The organism is Halorubrum sp. AJ67, assembly GCF_000513435.1.
The window spans coordinates 104669-106312 of sequence record NZ_CBVY010000006.1 but is presented as its reverse complement, the minus strand read 5'-3'; the positions used below and the strand labels follow the sequence as shown (position 1 = coordinate 106312).

Annotated in this window: 2 pseudogenes (both only partly in view); both read right to left on the bottom strand. The window is 67.5% G+C overall.

Going from position 1 to position 1644, the window contains the following annotated elements:
• Positions 1-819: pseudogene (gene lpdA, locus BN903_RS07620) on the bottom strand (dihydrolipoyl dehydrogenase); it reaches 591 nt to the left of the window's first position.
• Positions 819-1644: pseudogene (locus BN903_RS07615) on the bottom strand (dihydrolipoamide acetyltransferase family protein); it runs 379 nt beyond the window's last position. The pseudogenes lpdA and BN903_RS07615 overlap by 1 nt, the downstream one beginning before the upstream one ends.

The following is a 1644-nucleotide window of genomic DNA, read 5'->3' as shown; positions in this document are numbered from 1 at the left end:
ATCGTTGTCGACCGAGTACGACGACTCCTCGCCATCCTCGGTCTCCGTGTGAAGGAGGTACCCGCCGTCGGGTGCCTCCGACCACTCGCTCGCACCCTCGCCGAAGTGGAACTCGACGCCCAGCTCCTCGGCGCGTTTGCGGACGATCCGCTTCACGTCGTCCTCGTAGGGATCGAGGATGTCGTCGAGCATCTCGATCACCGTCACGTCGGCACCGAGCTTGGCGTACGTCGTCGCCAGCTCCATACCGATGTAGCCGCCGCCGACGATCCCGAGCCGGTCCGGGACGACCTCGGCGTCGAGCGCCTCCTCCGAACTCCAGACGTGGGGCTCGGAAAAGTCGAAGCCGGGGATCTGGATCGGCCGCGAGCCGGTGGCGATTATCGCGTGCTCGAACGAGAGCGTCTCGGAGCCCTGTCCGTCGCCGCCGTGCGCAACCCTGACGGTGTCCTCGTCGACGAACGACGCCTCCCCCTCGATCAGGTTCACGCCGTTCGCCTTACACAGCTTCTCGACGCCGCTCGTCAGGCGGTCGACGACGCCGTCTTTCCACTCGATCATCTTCCCCATGTCGACGGCGGGGTCCGCATGGACGCCCATGAACTCCGCGTTGCCCGCCTCGTGGGCGAGCCCGCTGCCCGTGATGAGCGCCTTCGAGGGGATACAGCCGCGGTTGAGACACGCGCCCCCGTAGGCGTCCTTCTCGACCAAGGTCGTGTTGAGTCCCTCCTGTGCGGCGCGGATGGCGGCGACGTAGCCGCCCGGTCCCGCGCCGATGACCAGTACCTCCGTTCCCGTGGTGACATCTCCGACGACCATTATTCGTTGAGTAGCAGCAGCGGGTTTTCTAAGTGTTCCATGACGGTGTTCGCGAACTCGGCCGCGATCGCGCCGTCGACGACCCGGTGGTCGATCGAAAGCGACAGCGGGAGCGTCGGCGCGGGGACGACCTCGCCCTCGCGCACAACGGGGCGCTCCTCGATGGCTCCCAGCCCTAAGATTGCGGTCTCGGGGTAGTTGATGATCGGGGTGGCGTACTCGCCCCCGATGGCACCGAAGTTGGTGATCGTGAACGTGCCGCCCTTCATCTCCGCGGGTTTGAGCTTCCGCTCGCGGGCGCGGGCGGCCAGGTCGTTGACCTCCTCGGCAAGCTCGAAGAGCCCCTTCTCGTCGACGTTCTCGACGACCGGGACCATCAGTCCGGCGTCGGTCGCGACCGCGATGCCGAGGTTGTAGTCGCCTTTCAAGACGATCTCCTCGTCGTCCTCGCGGAGCTCGCTGTTGAGGTACGGGTGCCGTTTCAGGCCGGCGACGATGGCCTTCATCACGAACGGCATGTAGGTGAGCTTCACGTCCTCCGCGGCCGCCGTCGGCTTCAGCTCCTCGCGCGCGTCGACGAGGGAGTCGACCTCGGCGGTGTCGTGGTGGGTGACGTGCGGCGCGGTGAACTTCGACCGCTCCATCTGCTTGCCGATGGTCCGCCTGACGCCCCGGTAGGGGACGGTCTCGTCGCCGGCGGCGGTCTCGCTCGGCGCGTCGGTCGAGGCGACGCCGGCGTCCCCGAGGTCGGCCGGTTCGGGGTCGCTCGGCTCGGATTCGGTTCCGGCGGGTTCGGCCGAGTCCGATTCGGCCGCCGACGTCGAC